The organism is Streptomyces sp. NPDC057565, assembly GCF_042801455.1.
GTDB lineage: Bacteria > Actinomycetota > Actinomycetes > Streptomycetales > Streptomycetaceae > Streptomyces > Streptomyces yanii.
The window spans coordinates 56259-71349 of sequence record NZ_JBHVFU010000037.1 but is presented as its reverse complement, the minus strand read 5'-3'; the positions used below and the strand labels follow the sequence as shown (position 1 = coordinate 71349).

The 15091-nt window shown below is 68.8% G+C and carries 7 protein-coding genes and 1 pseudogene; 2 read left to right on the top strand and 6 right to left on the bottom strand.

Annotated elements, in window-relative coordinates; translation table 11 throughout:
* The first annotated feature begins 405 nt into the window (after positions 1-405).
* Both ACFU8W_RS37005 and ACFU8W_RS37000 read left to right on the top strand, forming a co-directional pair.
* A complete protein-coding gene (locus tag ACFU8W_RS37005; RefSeq protein WP_384047188.1) occupies positions 406-630 on the top strand; it encodes an integrase core domain-containing protein in 225 nt (74 codons plus the stop codon).
* A gap of 74 nt (positions 631-704) precedes the next feature.
* Positions 705-1702: pseudogene (locus ACFU8W_RS37000) on the top strand (IS5 family transposase).
* A 182-nt stretch (positions 1703-1884) separates the two neighbouring features.
* Here the strand turns inward: ACFU8W_RS37000 and ACFU8W_RS36995 are convergent.
* From ACFU8W_RS36995 to ACFU8W_RS36970, 6 genes are all read right to left on the bottom strand, one after another.
* Complete coding sequence (locus ACFU8W_RS36995; RefSeq protein WP_384047154.1) at positions 1885-3645, bottom strand: Hsp70 family protein; 1761 nt, start codon at positions 3643-3645, stop codon at positions 1885-1887.
* The gene (locus ACFU8W_RS36990) at positions 3642-4388 is read right to left on the bottom strand and encodes a hypothetical protein (protein ID WP_384047151.1); all 747 of its coding nucleotides are present in this window, start codon (positions 4386-4388) and stop codon (positions 3642-3644) included. The genes ACFU8W_RS36995 and ACFU8W_RS36990 overlap by 4 nt, the downstream gene beginning before the upstream one ends.
* A gap of 149 nt (positions 4389-4537) precedes the next feature.
* On the bottom strand, positions 4538-6280 hold the full coding sequence (locus ACFU8W_RS36985; RefSeq protein ID WP_384047149.1) for a hypothetical protein: 1743 nt from the start codon (positions 6278-6280) through the stop codon (positions 4538-4540).
* A complete protein-coding gene (locus tag ACFU8W_RS36980; RefSeq protein ID WP_384047146.1) occupies positions 6280-11745 on the bottom strand; it encodes a DEAD/DEAH box helicase in 5466 nt (1821 codons plus the stop codon). The genes ACFU8W_RS36985 and ACFU8W_RS36980 overlap by 1 nt, the downstream gene beginning before the upstream one ends.
* Entirely contained in the window at positions 11742-12734 is a 993-nt protein-coding gene (locus ACFU8W_RS36975; RefSeq protein WP_384047143.1) for a hypothetical protein, read from the bottom strand. Before ACFU8W_RS36975 ends, ACFU8W_RS36980 begins: the two co-directional genes overlap by 4 nt.
* On the bottom strand, positions 12731-14791 hold the full coding sequence (locus ACFU8W_RS36970; RefSeq protein ID WP_384047140.1) for a hypothetical protein: 2061 nt from the start codon (positions 14789-14791) through the stop codon (positions 12731-12733). The genes ACFU8W_RS36975 and ACFU8W_RS36970 overlap by 4 nt, the downstream gene beginning before the upstream one ends.
* Positions 14792-15091 lie beyond the last annotated feature (300 nt).

Below are 15091 nucleotides of genomic sequence, written 5' to 3'. Positions count from 1 at the left end.
GAGTCAGCTCGTTCTCGACCTCGGGCGACGCCCCGGTTGTGCCGAAGCTTGACACCGGTTCGTTGAGGACGACTTCGCCAGGTCGGCAAGCCCAGGTTCGAGGACACCGACCGCGCTGTCCTCGCCGGCAGCTCTGGCAGCTCCTTCTGTTGGTACGCCCAGACACGATCCTGCGCTGGCACCGCAACCTGCTCAAGCGCCGCCATGCCCCGACCTGCGTCCCGAAGCAACGCGAACGCCCACCCACCATTCGATCGATCCGCGCCCTGGTCCTGCGCCTCGCCCGCGAGAACAGCTCGTGGGGGTATCGCCGTGCATCAGACTTCACTCATCTGATCCGCGACCGGGACACGAAGTTCACCGCCGGCTTCGACGCCGTCTTCGCCAGCGAGGGCATCAACCAAAATCCCTCCGCGCTCCCCCAACTGCAATCCCCACGCCGAGCGGTTCGTACGCTCAGCACGCGAGGAGTGCACCGACCGGCTCCTGATCTTCGACCGCGGCCACGCCGAAAAGGTCCTCCACGACTACGCACGCCACTTCAACCGGCATCGGCCGTATCAAGGTCGCGACCAACTCGCACCGCTGAACGATGCCAACGTCATCCCCCTGCCACCAGCCCGGATCTAGGGCCTGTTCCGGGTTGAGATCTAGATTTTCGGTTTTCTGCCCCGTGTCACCTTCCGTGCTGGTAGAAGGCTGGTGTGACACGGTCTGAAGTGACGGATGACGAGTGGGCGTTGATCGAGCCGTTCCTGCCGATAGGCGAGTTCGGCCCGTACCCGAAGCGGCTGCGGGAGCAGTTCGAAGGGGTGGTGTGGCGGTTCCGCACCGGCAGCCCGTGGCGGGACATGCCCGACGACCACGGCGCCTGGACGACGGTCTACCACCGGTTCCTGCAGTGGCGTGACCTGGGTGTCTTCGAAGCCCTGATGGACGGCGTGATCTCCGAGGCCGCCGCGCGCGGACAGGTCGACCTCAGCCTGGTCAGCGTGGACTCCACCGTGGCCCGGGCCCACCACGACGCCGCCGGCATGGTCGTGGACGCCGAGGTCCTCACCGCGCTGGAGAAGGCGGCCGAGGAGGAAAGGGGGGCCCGCGCAAGGGAGGAAAAGGGCAGACGGGGGCGGGCGCCGAACCCGTCGGCCCGGAACGTGAAGAGCGTCGGCGAGTGCGCCGGCGGCGACGGGCCCGGCTGAAAGCGGCCCTCCTGGGCCGGTCGCGTGGCGGGCTGACCGGAAAGGTTCACCTCTCCGCCGACCGGCGCTGCCGCCCACTGTCCTTCGTCCTCACCCCGGGGCAGTCCGCCGACAGCCCCCAGTTCACCGCCGTCCTGGCCGGCATCAAGGTCCGCGGCCCGGTCGGCCGCCCCCGCACCCGCCCGGACGCCGTCGCCGGCGACAAGGCATATTCTTCCCGCGCCAACCGCGCCCACCTGCGTAAACGCAACATCAAGGCCGTCATCCCGGAGAAGAAGGACCAGGCTGCGAACCGCAAGAAGAAGGGCAGCCGGGGCGGACGGCCCGTCAGCCACGACTCCGATCTTTACAAGGAACGCAACAGCGTGGAGCGTTGCATCAACAAGATCAAGGACTGGCGCGGCCTCGCCACCCGCTTCGACAAGACCTCTGCCAGCTACCTCGCAGGGCTCCACCTACGCGGCTCCCTCATCTGGATCCGCAGCCTCCGCCCCACCGAGTGATCTCAACCCGGAACAGGCCCTAACGCCGGCAAGCCGTCGCCGGACTGATCAATGAGTACCACCGAGCCAGCTGACCGTCCGGCAAAGCCACAGCTCACAGGCTGTGAAGCCATTCTGAAGCGGTACGAGTGGAGCGAGCTACTGGCGCACCCGGAAATTAACCACCAGAGTCCAGTGGCTGATCAGAGTCCCCCCGTCACCACGCCCTGCGGCTCGCCGTTGACCGTTACGGCCGGATCGGCCTCCACCACACGCACAGACATGTCGATCGGTGCTGGGCGGGCGTTGGCTGATTCAGCTGCCGAGAGATGTTGGACGTTGGCGGAGCCGTCGGCGAACGGGCGGACAGTGTGGGCCAAGAGGCGGGTCAGTTCATCTTCGAGACCGTGCTGCAGCGGGGTACCGTCGGGGCCGAAGGAATCGATCTCGCGCTCGGCGAGCTGCTTGCCGGTGGCCGCGTGGGTGGCGGTGAATCGCAGGATGCCGCTCTCGTTGTAGCGGAACTTGATCTCGATCCTGTTCCGGCGGATGTCCTGTTCGCGGGTCGGGAGATGCACCTCGATGTTGGCCAGGGGGAAGGCACGGTCGCTGTCCGCCGTGTAGCCGGCCTCGCCCTCGATCACCGGCACGCGCACGAAGGAAGCGCCCGGCGTGTCCGGGTAGAAGTTGGCCGAACCCTCCGCGGGGAGCGTGGCGTTGCGTCGGATGATGGCGCGGAAGCCCTTCTGTTCGCCCGCACTCACGGCCGTGCCCAGGTCGTAGCTGGTGACCAAGGAGAAGTCTCTGTCGTCGCCGAGTTCGCCGTCGAGGGAGGCCGCGTAGATGGCCGCGCCTCGGGCGACGGCGGTCATGGGCCGGCACAGGCCGCTGTCGACGATGCGGTCGTGGCCGAGGAGCTCGCCCAGGGCGTGACGCACCTGGGGGATCTGCGAGGTGCCGCCGATCATCAGAACGGAGTCGATGTCATCGGCGGTGATGGCCAGGTCTTCCAGGGCCTGCTGGACCGGCTCCAAGGCACGGGTGATGAGCGGGGTGATCGCCTCGGTGTACTCGGCCGTGCTGATCCTGACCTCACGCCTCGAAATCGAGGGGGCGAGACCCACCGGAAGGTCGAAGAAGAGCGTGCCGTCCAACGGCACGGAGGACAGGGCGATCTTCGTCAGCTCGACCGACCGGCGCCACCGGCGTCGTTCGGCCTTGGTGAGCCGGTCCGCGGTCAGGCCGATCCTCTGCTGGATCAGCCGGGCCAGCGCATTGTCGAACTCCAGGCCTCCGAGGGCAGTGATGCCACGGGAGGTCTGCTCCTCAAAGAGGCCGTCGTCGTATTCGAGGACGGTGACGTCGATGGTGCCACCACCCCAGTCGAAAACGAGGAAGCGGCCGGGGATCGGGACGTCGTGGGCGTACGAGATCGCAGCGGCGGTGGGCTCGTTGAGCAGGGCCCGGACCTTGACGCCGCCGAGCGCTGCCGCGGCACGGGTGCGGTAGCGGGCGCCGCCCGTGGCATTGGCGGGGACGGTGACGACCGCATCGGAGAGGTCGAGCAGCTGGGCGGAGACGCCTTCCTTCATCCGGCTGAAAAGGGAGGCGGCCGCGACCGTGCTGTGGAACTTCTCCGAACCGACCCAGACGCGGTGTTCCTCGAGCTGGGCTGCGACCTCGAGGCCGTCGGTGTCGCCGTCCTTCTCGGCACCGGAGCGGGTGCCGAGCATGCGCTTCACGGCGTCGAGCGGCTCGCTGGTGCCGGTCTTGGCCTCCCAGCCGAAGCAGAGGGTGCGCTGGAGGTCGCGGACGGACAGCACGGAGGGGAAGAGCTGCTCGAACTCCGACATCTGCCACTGGGCGGGCACGTTGTCGCCGTCGACCGGCAGCACTTCGGTGGTGTGCCCGTTCCAGTGGGCCACCACGGAGTTGCTGGTGCCGAAGTCGATTCCGAAGGTCATCGCGTTCCCCTTTGCTTCATCTGGCGGTCCTCACTACCTCCAAAGCGGGGACGTGACCCGCCGTTTCGCCCCCCGTCGCCTCTGTTCTGCTGCTTCTCGGGTTGCTGACCCCGGTGGTGCCTCTTCCTCTCCTGCGGTGCAGGAGCCTCCTTCTCCGGCTGCTTGTTCCCAGCCTTGGCATGGATTGCTCTACGCCTCTGCCCGGGCGTCATCTCCGCGGGCGGGATTTTGGCAACGGCCCTCAGCCAGCCGCGTTCGACCAGCTTCCCCGACTCCTTGTCGACGTATGCGGGCGCGACGACCTCAAAGGTGACCGGGCCTGTCTTCATCACGCCGGGCTGGTCCTCCACGACGTTGAACAGCGACTGATCGCCGGTGTCGCCGACGATCTGCAGGCCCGCCTTCGCCGCCTCGTGGTCGAGGCGGGTCAGCACCACCTTCAAGGTCTTCGCGTCCAGCGCCTGCCGGTGCAGCACAGCCAGCTGGGCCAGGTGCATCTGGCGTGTGCGGATACTCTCCAGCACCCCCTTGCGCACTGCTTCGGTGAACTGGGGAAGCACTCGACGCATCAGCTCGGCCCGGAAGGCGGAGACCAGATCGGACTCGGTCTCTTTGTCTGCCAAAGCGGCGCCCAGTCTCTCGGTCGCCTCCTCCAACTCCTTCTCCACCACGGGCAGGAGCGTCTCGTTGACCGACTTCAGGATCGCAGCGGCGTCCAGGCTCCCCGGGGCGAACTCGGGCATGTGGCTCTCGGTGAACCGCCAGGGGGCGGCCTCGGCCGCCCTGTGCTCCCCACGGCTCCGCACGCTTCCGCTGTTCGGCCCGCGTCCCCGGATCGGCCAGGACTCGTCACGGGGGCCAGAACCACTGTCGCCTTTACCGGCTCCGTTGCTCACGATGTGCTGCTCTCTGGGTCTTCAAGGGCTGCAGGGTCTTCCGCAGCCGGGGAAAGGCGTTCTGTCGCCCTGGTGATTATTTCTCGGGCCGCCTCGGTGCGGGACCACTCGCGGTCGCTGTCCGTGGGCAACTCAGTGAGCCTCTGCACAGGCTCGGGCGGGAGTTCCAGCCGGTGGCTCGTGCCGGTCGGGTCCTTCCAGCGGTGCGGGACGAGCGGGACGGCGAACGAAAGTACTTCCCGCTGCTCCCGCTCGGCCTTCTCGATCATGTCCTTGGCGCGGTTGATCCGGACGCGGCCGCTGTCGTCGAGTTCCTTCCTCAGGGCTCGCCAGGCCTTCTTCCAGTCGTCCGCCCCGTCGGGCACGCCGAGCACCAGATAAGGGTTGAGCGACTGGTCGCGTTCTCCGAGGGGCCGGTCCTCCAGGAAGCCCCGGTTCTTCCGCAGCATGGCTACGGCACCTCCGCCGAGCTGGTCCCGCACCGGGGGACGGCCTTCGGCGTCCTGCTCCAGGAGTTCGAGCGACTCCGTCGTCTCCTGGCCTGCGCGCAGGTAGGCCTGGATGTTCTGGGCCTCCCAGCGCACCGGCTGCGAGTGATGCCGGAGCCTTGCGGCCATGGCGAGCGCCGCGTTCCTCCGTTGCTCCGCCGTCTCGTCGTCCCCGCGGAGGAGGGTACGGTGCATCTGCCGCACGGCTCTGACCAGGGTCCGGACGCCGATCCAGCCGTTGAACTTCTTGTTGCTCGCGCTGCGCACGCTGGGGTGGATCCGCTCCAGGAGGACCCACAGCCGCTCGTCGGCAACGAGGTCGTCCGGGACCTCTCCGGTCCGCCGCACCTCGCGCAGGGCGTCGAGGAGCTTCTGCGTCGGCGGCAGGAGGTCGGTCCACTCCTCGGCGATGGCCTTGGCATCGTCGGCCTGCAGCCTCACCAGCAGGCACCAGTCCTGCGGCCAGTCACCGCCGGGTTCCGTTCCCGGGCCGGCCTCCCGGCGTTCCCGTTCCAGAGGCCAGGCCAGTAGGTCCATCTCCTCGTCGGTGAGGGACGCCGGGTCCAGGCGGGCGCGGAAGTATGCGGCACGGGAGGTGCCGTCGCGCTCGGGGACCGCGCCGATCCACTCCTCGTCGATGTAGTCGTCGAGAAGCGGCCGGGGAAGCTTCGCCAGGAGCGCCCTCTGCCGAGGGGCCGGCAGGTTGGTCTCCATCAGGCGACGGTCGTCCTGGTAGATCTGCCACATGCTGCCCGGCTCCCCCAGGAGCGGCAGCGGCTTGTCCTCCAGCAGGGCGCGGGCGCGGTCGTCGAGCCGGCCGTTGAAGACGCCCAGCCCGTGGTCCTGTGCCATGACGAGCAGGGAGACGCCCCGAACCGGGTCGTCCTGCTGGGACGCCGCATCGGCCGCGGCCCGCGCCAGCTTCTGCGCGGAAAGCGTCCCGGTCTCCGCCATCAGCGCGTCGGGCAGCATGAGTTCGGCGAAGGAGCGGGCGCGCTCCCAGGCCTGCCGGTCGGTGAATCCTTCGGGGACCGGCTGGGGCGTGACCAGTTCCGGCTCCGGCTGCTTCTGCGGCGGAACGACCGGAGCAGGGCCGCCGACAGCTTCCGCGCCCTGCGGGGCTTCCCCAAAGGTCCGGCCCTGGGCGCGGGCCTGGCGGAGGGCGAGGCGACGGGCGATCTCGCGCTGCCGCAGCTCCTCCAGCCGGGCCTGCTCGTCGTGGCCCGCTCCCAGCGGGATTCCTGCCGTCATCAAAGCTCCTCCGCGAAGATGCGCACCTGCTCGATCACCGCGGCAGGAGTCCGGTCCAGGCTGTAGGAGTCGGCGAAGGCGATCCTCGCGGCGAGGCCACCGGCACGGACCTCGTGACGAAGGGCCTGGAGCCGTTCGTTCCCACACTCCTCGGTGGCGGACTCCAGCGGATGCTTGACAGCGACCGCGACGGGCTCGCCGGTGAAGTCCGAGGTGAAGAGCGCCACCGGTCCGGCAGCGGTCTCCTTCAGGCTCACGTTGGGCTCCTCGTCCGCCCAGCCCTTCAGCAGAACGGCGTGCTCGTTCGGATCGATCTGCAGTTTCCGGCCGCGCAGGGCGTCGGTCAGGTCGCGCGCGAGCCGCCAGTCGTACAACGGGTGGAGGCGCATGTTGGAGTAGTCGCGCAGGCAGGCGTAGCAGGAGCTGCGGCAGTTCTGCGCATGATGGTGGGTTTCCAGGTCGTGGACGTACCGGTCGACGGCCCGGAGGAACTCCTCAATGTGTTCCTCCGAACCGAGGTAGGTGCTGAAGCCCGCGCCGTTGTCGAGGCTGTCCGCCAGGTAGGCCATGACGGGAGCGGCCACTGGGGCATCCGAGCCATGGATGCCACTGAGGAGTTCCTCCGGCTGCACGTCCAGGTGCGGGGCGGCGGCGCGGCGCAGCAGGGCAGCCAGCGAGTACCAGGCGGCGCGCCGGCCGTGGTAGGCCTCGGGGAAGCGGTCGATCTGCTGGGACTTCGATATGTCGAAGCGGAGGCCCCGGCTGATGTCGAGGGCGTCCTTGGCCCCGATGAAGAGCATGTCGGTGTGCTGGGTGGCGCCGAGGGCGATCTCCAGGTCGGCTTCCGCCTTGGGGTGGTCCAGAGCAACGTATCCGCCCCACGGGCCGGTGTTCTTGGCGAACCGGAAGAGCTTTCCGGCGTTGGTGTTCACGATGTAGCGGTCGCCGCTGCCGGTGTGGACGACCATCCAGTCGTCGGCGGCACGGTGGATGCGCGGGGCGGTCTTCTCCAGGTCGGTGGCGGTCCGTGCGCTGGTGGCGTTGGAGCCGAGCTCCCGGTAGCCGTCGTAGTCCCGTGCTTCGCGGGCAGCCCGGAAGCCTGCGGGCTCCCGGAAGGGGACGGCCCTGTAGTACTTGCTCTCCGCGCCGCAGGCGGGGCAGGTACCGGCACTCCCAGTTTCCGGGTCGACGACGGTCTGCGGGTCCACGTGGGAACAGATCCGGCACATGGCGACCAACTGTTCCGGTCCGAACGGGTCCTCGGCGGCCTGTACTCCGCGACCGCTCGGAACGAGGGAGACAACTCCCCTGGAGCGGAGCAGACGGCCGTCCTGCGGGGTTTCGCTGCCCGGTGCGAACTTGCTGAGGGCGACGGCCAAGTCGCGGTTGACGGAGTCGGCCGGCGGCCAGGGGAAGGTCTTCTGCGGGATGGTCCGGTAGAGGAGGCGGGAGCGGGTCGGGAAGCCGAACATGGGCAGGAGACCCGCCTCTGCCAGACGCTGGCTGAGGTCGGAGTGGCCGACCGTCCGGGCTGCCACCTCGTCGACCTGTCCGAGGAGTTCGTCGATGGCGGCCACCGGCTCGATGGCGGCGATATTCTCCGCTGTTCCCGACTGGAGGGCGGCGGCAGCGGCTCTGACGCGGTCCGGGTGCCCGGCGATCCAGCAGCGGACGGCATCGCGATGCGTCGGCCAGTCGGCGGCGAGGCCGAACTGTCCGTGGACGTTGGTCGTCATGCCCGGTCCCTTCCGGCGGCCCTCCGGCTGCAGGGGCTCGAAGGCCTGGCGCAGGACCTCTCCCAGCAGAACCCGCCGGAAGACGGAGACCATGCCGAGGACCAGGTAGGGCGGCGGAGTCGGGTCGTTGGTGATGGCTTCCGGGCGGGCGAAGTAGTGCTCGTCGTGACTGCGGCCGCGGCAGACGGTGAGGGCCACGGCGACCGGGCTGTTGCGTCGGCCGGCGCGCCCCACCCGCTGCTGGTAGTTGAAACGGGTGGGCGGCATGTTGGCCATGATCACGGTGTTGAGGGGGCCGATGTCGACACCGGCTTCCATGGTCGTGGTCACGGAGAGCAGTTCCAGGCTGTCCGCCTGCGGGACGTCGTTGTCGCCGAGGAAGACGTCCTGGAAGAGACTCTGCCGACGCTGGGCCTCCAACCGGTCCGTCTGGCCGGTTAGTTCCGCAGTGCGCAGGGGGAAGTCACCGGTGCGGTGGGCGGCCTTCCACGCGTAGTAGTCGCCTTCGAGGACTCCGCTGTACTGCTGGGGCACGGCGGGCAGCGGGGTCAGGCACTTGGTGCACAGCCCCGTGCCCGGGTGAAGATGCGGCCGGTGGCAGGAACGGCATGTCCAGGTCTTGTTCGCGCCGGGGCGGAGCGCCACATTCTCCGGCGTGATGACGTAGTCGACCACGGCGTCCTTCCAGACGCCGAGGACCCGGTCCTCAACCGTCTGCACATCGGTGCCCTGGCGTTCGGCGACCTGCTTCCAGAAACGCTTCAGAGGCGCAGGCGGCCTCTGCAGAGAGGCACGTATCCGGGCGAAGCGCCGCATCAGGCCGAGAATACGCAGACTGGCACGCGCCACGGCCTGATCGCTGTCCAGACCGATCTCCAGAGGCGAGCGGTCGTCGCGCAGGCAGAGCCAGCCGAGTCCGAGCGATTCGAAGTCACGGCCGCCACCAGAGAACAGACTACCGACGGTCTCGAGGCGGAGACGGGAGCGGATGCGGTTGAGCAGTTCCTCCTGAGCCTGAGTCTCCACCACCGCTTCCCGGTCCCGCTCCCAGTTATAGAGCGCGGTCCAGGGCTGTCCGGCCGAGGTCTGCTGGAGCGAGGCCGCGGGACCGGCGGGGTTGGTGCCGTACTTCAGCAGCATGCCTTCGAGGTCGGAGGCGAGGTCGTCCAGCGAGGGCAGTTCGGAGAACTTCCGCTCCAGGTCGGGCAGGAGTTCCGGTTCGGCGTCGAGGTCGTCGGTAAGGATCGCCTTCAGGCGCCCCCAGTCCGCCGGATTGCGGTCCCGCAGCCGTTCCATCGCGGCACGGGCGCCCGCACGATCGACCGACTCCCCGGCGTAGTAGGCCTTCACCATCCGAAGGTCTCCGAACGGATTGCCCTGGTTCTCGACGGCCTGGGCGCTGAGCAGGCGGAGAAGGTCCTGGTGGTGGCGGAGGGCAAGGCCACTGGCGAGTTCGGAGGCGTCGTCACGGCTGTCGGAGAAGGCGATCGCCTTGCGCCTGCCGTCGGGGAGGTGGCCGAGGGCTTCGGTCACCAGCACCTGGTTGATCTTGTAGAAACCGGTGCGCATCCGCCGGACCGGCGCGTTGCGCAGCCGGTCAGGAGATTCCAGCGGGATGAAACGGCCGTCCCGGTCGTGCTTGATCTCCCAGTCGTCGCCGCAGGCGGGGCAGCGAGTGGGGAAAGCCTGCAGCCGGGCTGGGTCGTAGGCAGGCTTCTTGCCTTCCTTGTCCAGGGGCACGGAGATGTGGAAGGACCATCCGGAGTGCTGCACGTCCCGGTTCTCCAGACGGCCGGTGGCGGGCTGGTAGGCGCTGCGGCGGAACTCGAACTCAACCTGCGGCCCGCCGTCGGACAGGCCCGCGTGCCAGTCGGGGCCGTCGAGGCCGAGGCCCTTGGTACGCGGCCAGTACACGACGTAGTTCGCCGCGGTGGGTGCGCCGCTGGCTTCGTCGGGGAGTAGGTCCAGGTCCGGGAAGTCGGTGTGGAGGGCACCGGTGAACTTGCGCCGCTGGGTGTCCTTGGGGCTGGCGTACCCGCCGAGCATGAGGTCGCCGCAGGCCTGGCAGGAGAGGAGCTCCAGTACGCGGGCACCGCAGGTGCAGCGGGACGTGGGATCGGCGAAGAGCCGACCGACCTGCCGTTCGGGGCTGTGTTCCACGGGGATGTCGGGGCAGTTCGGGTCGGAGCAGGCCCAGATGCCCTCGATGTTCCGGAAGAAGAAGTGGGCGCGGAGCTGGGGAAGTTCGGGGTCCTGGGCGGAGCCGAGTACGCGCAGCACGCCGTGAAGTGACTCCTGGCGCCCTTCCTCGGAGACGTCCGGGAAGAGGTTCTTCGCCAGTGCGGGGGCGGGCAGAGCACGAGGCTTGCCATCTGGGGTGAGTGCGCGCTGGAGCGCCGGGCCAAGACCGGTCTCCCGGGCCAGGGCGACGGCTTCGTCCTGGGTGACAGGGGCCTTCGCGGCCTTCGCGAGGCGTTCGGCGTGGGCGGCCAGTCCGCCCTCGCCGTGGATATCGTTCGATTTCCCGGGGATGATCACGCGCCGGGAGCTGGGCAGGGCGAAGAACCCGTCGAGGAACTCGTCGTCCCGGCCGGCCTCCAGAGAGGCGGACGCGGCGAGTACACGGAACTTCTCGGGGCTCTTGTCGAGACCGAGACGGTGGCGGAGGTTGCGCAGCAGGTAGGCCACCTCGGTGCCGGCCGTGCCGCGGTACATGTGGAGCTCGTCGAGGATCAGGGTGAAGCGGGCGTCCGGGGTCTCCTCCAGCCACTTCCTCGTGGCGCTGAAGACGTGCTCCTCCTGCTTGCGAAGCAGCATGATGTTCAGCATCGAGTAGTTGGTGACCATGATGTCCGGCGGAGCGGCCTGCATGTCCCAGCGGGCGTGCATCTCCGCTCCGCCGAGGCGCGGGATGAAGGGCCGCAGCTCCTCGTCGAGCTTCTCGCCGGCCTTGCGTTGCCGTTCCTGGACCTCCCGCAAGTACTGCCGGAGACGGAAGTTCGCCGGCTCGGAATCGCGGCTGCCGGAGACGGGGGTGGCTCCGGTGTAGCGGCCGAAGTAGAAGCGGTGTCCGTTGCGCTTGCGGTCCAGCCACGCGTGGGCTTCACGACTGTCCAGCGACTTCCGGAGCCGGACCAGTTGGTCGTCGGCGAGGGCGTTGGTGGGGTAGAGGATCAGCACGCGCATCGCGGCAGGGTGCCCCTGCTCGCTCTGACGGCTGGGCACGTAGTCGCCGTCTTCCCGCCACCATTCCCGCTGCATCGCACGGGTGCCCGGCCAGTGGGCGGACTCGGCGACCAGGTCGGCGAGGACGGGCAGCAGGAAGGACTCCGTCTTGCCGGAACCGGTGCCTGCGGTGACCACGAAGTCCTTGCCCTCACAGGCGGCGACCAGGGCGTCGTGCTGATGCTGGAAGAGGCTGGTCACGCCGTCGGGGAGCGTGAAGCGGGCGAACTCGGCCGCGTCGGGGTGCGCCCCCGCTTCGGCGAAGGACTCCGCGATGCCGACGCCCCGGGAGGCGTACCGCGGGCGCAGTTCGATCAGCGGGTCGCGCCAGGCCCCGTTGTCCCGGTCCAGGAGATTGCGCCGTTCCTCCATGACGGAACGGTCATCGACGCCGAAGGGGGTGTCGTAGTAGCGGAAGAGTGCGCTGCGCAGGTCGTCGAAAGTGCCCATGACATCCTGGACATCAGCGTTCGCCACTGCCGCCGTCTGCTGTTCGACGCTCACTTGGTCCTCCCGCCGGTGGCCGCCACCGGTCGCGGCACGGTCTCCAGGTTCTGCTGCAGCGAGGCCGCGATCGCCTCGGCGAGCGCCCTCGGCACGTTGTCGTAGGCGCGGGTCTGCGTCTGCTTGCCCACCGAGGGCGGGAAGCCGCTACACAGGACGGCCGCGCGCTCGTGCAGGGCGGGCAGGGGGGCATACCGGTCGACGAAGAGTCGGCCGATGCCCGCACGGCCCTTGCCGGATTCCGGCCGCCAGCGCATCGCGCCGACGCGGTGACGGGCGAGTTCCAGGTAGATGCCCGTCTCGCGTTCGACTGTATGGAAGATGCCGTTGCGTCGGACGCGGGTCAAGCGCGCGTAGTCGGCTCCGCGCCACCGGTACAGCCCGTCCTCGTCGTCCCTTTCCACGGGGACGAACCGCTGGAGGCGCAGCTCGTACTTCTCCAGCGTGTTGGCGGTGCTCCCACCGGGCGGTGCCGACTCGGGGCCCGGCGCCGCCTGCGGAAGCAGTTCCGTCAACTGCAGGGCGGCGCAGGGAACGTAGCGGGCCCCGAGGAGCTCCACGGCTTCCTGCAGGGTCAGCGGGTCCTCGTACTGGAACAGGAGGGTGTCGGGCAGCGGGGCCTCACCGGCCTCCGGCGTGTGAGGGACGGTGATCAGCTCCATCCACTCCTGTGCCGCCTCCTCGACGCGCTTGCTGATCTGCTCGGTGCGCGCTCCGGTCAGCACCGCGAGGCCGTCGGCGTGGGGCAGCTTGGTCAGCACCGGCGGGGCCACCGACCATCGGTCGGCGCGCAGGTCCACGTCGATGAAGCCGAGGGCCGCGGCCTTGCGCATCCAGTCCCAGCCGGCGTACTCCTTCAGCTCCAGGCCCCATGCCTGAGCCTGGCTGCGGACCCCGTCGCGCAGTGCGGACGCCTTGCCGCTGCGGCTCTCGCTCAGCCAGCGCAGGAGGATTCCGCCGAACTCGTTGTTGCTCATCGGTCCCGTCATCGGTCCAGCTCCTTCGCTGCCTGCACGTACGCGGCCCACGAGGACTCGACGGACGCCTGCTGGGCGTTGAGGACGGCACGGGCCCATGCCCGCAGGTTGCCAGCGTTCTTCGGCTTCGGCGTTCCGGAGTTCACCGGGCGGCCCTTCCAGCGTCCGCTCCGGCGCTCCAGGAGCCAGCCGCCGATGCCGTGGAAGTCGGCCTCGAAGCGGAGCGGGGCGGGGGTGTCGGGGAGACGTTCCGTCCACCAGCCCGGTTGCTCAGGGGCCTCCAACGTCCACAGCCGTCCGTCGGCCGCCGCGAACAGCACCTCGTCCGCGTCTCGACGGCACAGCTCCATGACGGCTGCCGCGTCCTGAGTGGTGGCGCTCGTGCAGTCGGCGCCGGTGATGCCGGTCGGAAGGGTCTGCTCGACGAGAAGGGAGGGTGACTCCAAGGCCTTGCCGTCCACGACGGTGAAACCGCAGACCTTGGTCATCTTCGGCTCGACGACGGCATGGTCCGCGGTGGCGAAGTCGATCTCCACGCCTGCGTAGCTCACCGTGTGCCGGCCCGGCCCCAGGCGGAGCACGGTCAGGGGGACGGGGCGGCCTGTGGCGATCGCCTCCCTGAGCTCGGACCGCTCCTTTCCGTCGATCAGGAGGGTGCCCGTGCCCTCCGTGGCGTCAGGGAGGACCACTTGGGGCTCGCCTCCCCGCAGATACAAGTGGGAATCGAGCGAAGGCGCAAGCTTCAGTCCGCCCTCGAGGCGGAGCTTGAACTGGGCCGGGGGCTGCAGGAGGCTGACCGCGCCCTGGACCTCCTGGAGCGCCCGGCGCAGGGTGACGGCGTCGTCGAAGGTGACAGGCTTGTGCATGGACCAGCCCTGTGGCACCCAGGCCAGCTTGCTGGTATCGGCGCTCCGGCCCGTGGTCGCGGCCTTGTCCAGCAGCCGCTGCACGTCTCGCTGCGCGGTCGGGGCGGCGAGCACTACGTGTGCCTCTCCTGGGCGAAAGCCGTCGGTGCCGGCCCAGACGCCGAGCGCGTCGTCCCGTGCGAGCACCAGGACGGAGGAGGAGGGGCGGCTGAGCACCAGGTTGTGCCCGTCGCGGCGGATGCCCCTGGCGAGGGTGTCCGCGCTCGGGGCGGACAGGCCCGTCACCTCGTAGTAGGCGGTGTCACCAAGCTGCTCGAGAACGACCCCGTCCGTGAGCTCGATGCGCTTCTTCTGCTCCGCGGACCGCAGGCGCGCCACCCAGCTGAGACGCCCTGCGTCCAGCCGCACCAGGAGTTCGGCTCGGGTGACACCGCTGGGCACCAGCTCGTCCGAACCGTCCCAGGAAGCGGCGTAGTTGCCGATCAGCTTTGCGAGGAAGGGGCGGAACTCCTCCTCCTGCAGAACGTTGCGGAAGCCTTTGGAGAAGTGCTGCTCCATGCCCCGGATCTCGATCTGGGCCAGAAGCGTCTCCCCCGGCAGCGGCCAGGTCGTGCCGTACTCCCGCAACGACCGGAAGAACTTCGGCATGAAGGACCGGTCCGCGCCGCTGAGGAGCGCCTGGGACTGGGCGAACCCGATCATGCTGCGGTTGGAGGGCAGGTCGGCGGGGGCGGGAATGGTGCAGAGGCCCCGCGCGCCCTTCTGGCTGTGCTGCCAGGAAGCCAGCACCTGCCACATGCGGGAGATGGGCTCGTAGCGGTGGCTGCCCAGTTGCTTCTCGTCGCCGGTCAGAAGCTCGGAGAAGCGGGCGTGGTAGGCGGTACCCCGGTGGTTCCGGTCGTTCACCATCCTGGATGCGGCCATCACCGAGCAGGCCAGCAGCGGCAGGAAGGCGGGCACGCCGTCCTTGTCCTGCTGCCGCTTGCGCCAGCGGTAGTCCTCCAGCGCGCTGTACGGTTCCGCGGTCCCCAGCCGCAGGTACTTGCCCACGCACTGGGCGAGGGGCTCCTCTATGCCGTATCCGTGCCTGAGTTGCTGCTCCACGTCGTCGTCGACGTAGAACAGCGTCGGGTGGCCGACGTGCTGCCGTCCGAAAAACTCTTCGGCCAGCACTTCCTGCCACGCCTGATAAGAATGGTCCACTCTGTCCCCAAAAGAGAGGTTCCAACGCCCTATTTGTGAAATCACCCGGTATGGAACGGTCTTCCGCGTCACCGTAAATTCGCCTCTACCAACGGGCCACTACCGACTGCCTCTACCCGGCGCAACCTAACGGCGCGCAATACGCAGAGACGTCCCACCCATCCCTCACCGTTTCCACAAGCGTCCATTGCAGCGCTCGCACAACCACCCGGAAGACATGGCCAGAGCTTCACTAAGGGCGATGCACCCGCAGCAATCGCAGCATCCACCGCGATCACCCAGGCGTACCAATCGATGCGC